General features: G+C 39.9%; 1 protein-coding gene. It reads right to left on the bottom strand.

Annotation, left to right across the window (positions count from 1 at the left end; all coding sequences use genetic code 11):
• Positions 1 to 32: 32 nt before the first annotated feature.
• The gene (locus V7137_RS01820) at positions 33 to 2,348 is read right to left on the bottom strand and encodes an SH3 domain-containing protein (RefSeq protein WP_335696493.1); all 2,316 of its coding nucleotides are present in this window, start codon (positions 2,346 to 2,348) and stop codon (positions 33 to 35) included.
• Positions 2,349 to 2,489 lie beyond the last annotated feature (141 nt).

The following is a 2,489-nucleotide window of genomic DNA, read 5'->3' as shown; positions in this document are numbered from 1 at the left end:
GCCTTTATTAAAAATAGTTAAAAACAATTAAGCTAGTTTAAATCCTTGGTATAAAGGTAGGCAGAACTTACCCATGCAGTTGAACCATCTGCCCTTTTCAGCTGGTACCATGATTTTGATGTATCCATCATTAAAGATCCATCCGCTTTCATAGCAATGGATACAAATTCATTTAACCCCAAGGTTCCAACGGAAGGATAGGATGTAGCTGGTCCCGTTCTCATATTTAGCCCTGAAACTGTAACTCTACCTAAATTTTTCACAGATAAATAGTTTATGTAATTACTAAAGGCAACGTCCTCTGTCCAGTACTCCTTGTTATTAAACTTAACCTTTAACCAATAGTCATTTGTTTTCTCCAACAAAAGAAATGTACTTCCAGCCTTCATCACCCCTGCAGTACCCTCCCCATCTTTTTCACTGACAAGAGATAGGTCTTTTTTTGCAGCAGCTATGATATTTGCCGGAAACACATCACTTCCAGCTGGATACGACGGCCTTGTTGGGATATCACTATTTACACGCGCTTGTGTATAATAGTTCTTATCATATGGAAGAATTTTTTGCATATGCTGGCTGATTGCCTTCCCCCAGTTTGGGTCACTTGCATAAAAAAAGTTCATGCCTTCACTATTGGAATTGATTCTTGCATTCGTTAATGTTTTCGTACTGAAGCCAAGATAGGCACCTTGATACTTCCAATTGGAAGGATTTAAATAAGTTGTTTTCATTTCACGGGCAATATAGTCAATACACCACTCCACACTTGTAAACCGATAGGCTGCAACAAAAGGTGCTGCATCATAGGCACCAAAGCCAAATAAGTTATTCTTTGCAAGCGATATGGTTGATGTTCCATAGGCACTTTCATGAATGGCATGTGCGGCCAGATAAAGTGCATTTACCCCATATTTTTTCCCCGCGTCAATAAATACCTGTCCTTTATTAGTCAAAATACTCGGCTTCCCTGTACTTTTTACATAGCCAGCAATATAGTTATTTATCTGACTGGCTGTTACAAGGGATTGTGTCCTTAAATCAATAAACTGATAGCTATCTCTGCTGCCCATTGGATCACCCGTTATTACCTGTTGCAGGTATGTGCCAAATACATAGCCGCTTTTCCCTGCGTAGTTAACTTTATACCAACCATTAGATGTCTTGCTGGTTGGGATGAGAATCGTGCCATTAGGAATCACTGATAGAACAGCGGCAGTCGTCCCGGCAGCTTGTCTTAAATTTAATTGATCCGTGACTAAATAGGTAGCCTTCACTATGGCTTGTTCGGTAATCACATCGGCTGGTGGATTGATCACGTCGTCCTTGTCGGTTTCTCCCGGACCGGGATTCTCGGCAGGTTTATTGTATGTCGTAAAATCACCGCTATAGACATAGCCTGTTTTACCGTTATAAGAGACTTTATACCAATCTCCAATTCTTTGTTTGGTAGAAATGATCGTTTGTTTTGGAATTTTCACTAGTTTTGTATACGCCTTACCATAGGATGCGTATACGTAGGTTTCCAATTTGGCTTGATACTCTGTCGCTGAAAAGGAGGTTAACGTGGATTTGGTTACATCGCCGCTATAAACATACAGGGTTTTCCCATTATACGTCACCTTGAACCAGGTTTGGCCCACGCTATTTATTGCTTGGTAGGCAGAATAAAGTCCGTTGCCGCTTGCCAGGCTGTAAACCGCGGTTTTCTTTGTATCAGGCGTAGAATAAAGCTTCACTGTATTTTTTGGAAAATAATAAGCACCCGTAATCGCACTATATTGATAGTATTCCTTTAAATAATTCCCCTTTACCCAGCCAGTGGTTGTCACATTTTTACCTTTTGAAAGATAAGTATAGGTCACTTTATACCAGTCACTTAATTTCTCCGAACTTTGGATGGCCTTTCCCTTCGGAATCGTTATAACCACTTTATCCTTCGTGTTTGCCCCAGAACGAATGTTTACGTTATCAGTGGTTTGATAGGTTGTTTTTGGAAATGTTATCGTTTTCGGGGTGGCAGAAATTTTCTTGAGATAAGAGGTGCTAACCCAGCCTGTCTTCGCTATTTTTTTTCCATTAACCGTATATTGATAGGTAACCTTCGTCCAAGTTCCCGTTTGCTCAACTGCGGTGACGTTTTTGGCTTTAGGAATCAGTTGAATTACCTTATATTTTGCGGCTGGACCCATTCGTAAATTCACATTTTCGGTAGTTTGATAGGTGATATTTGCTAATTTTTTCGTGCTGGCCGCTTCTGCTTGATGCAAGCCGCTTGGAACGATAGGTGCTGCCATCTCCCCTAATAGTAAACTAGTAGATAGCAAGACAACCTTCCCGATATGTTTCATTTAGCCACCTCCTTGTCATTTTCCTATCGTTGCTAATTGCAAATTTCTACAATTCAATAAAAAAACTCATATTATGGCGAAAGAGTTAAGTCCCCAATAAAAACTAGGAAACCTATATGAATTCTATTAATATTATCGCTT

Source organism: Neobacillus drentensis, from assembly GCF_036962765.1.
Lineage (GTDB): Bacteria > Bacillota > Bacilli > Bacillales > Cytobacillaceae > Neobacillus > Neobacillus drentensis_C.
This window is presented reverse-complemented; position numbering and strand designations above follow the sequence as displayed.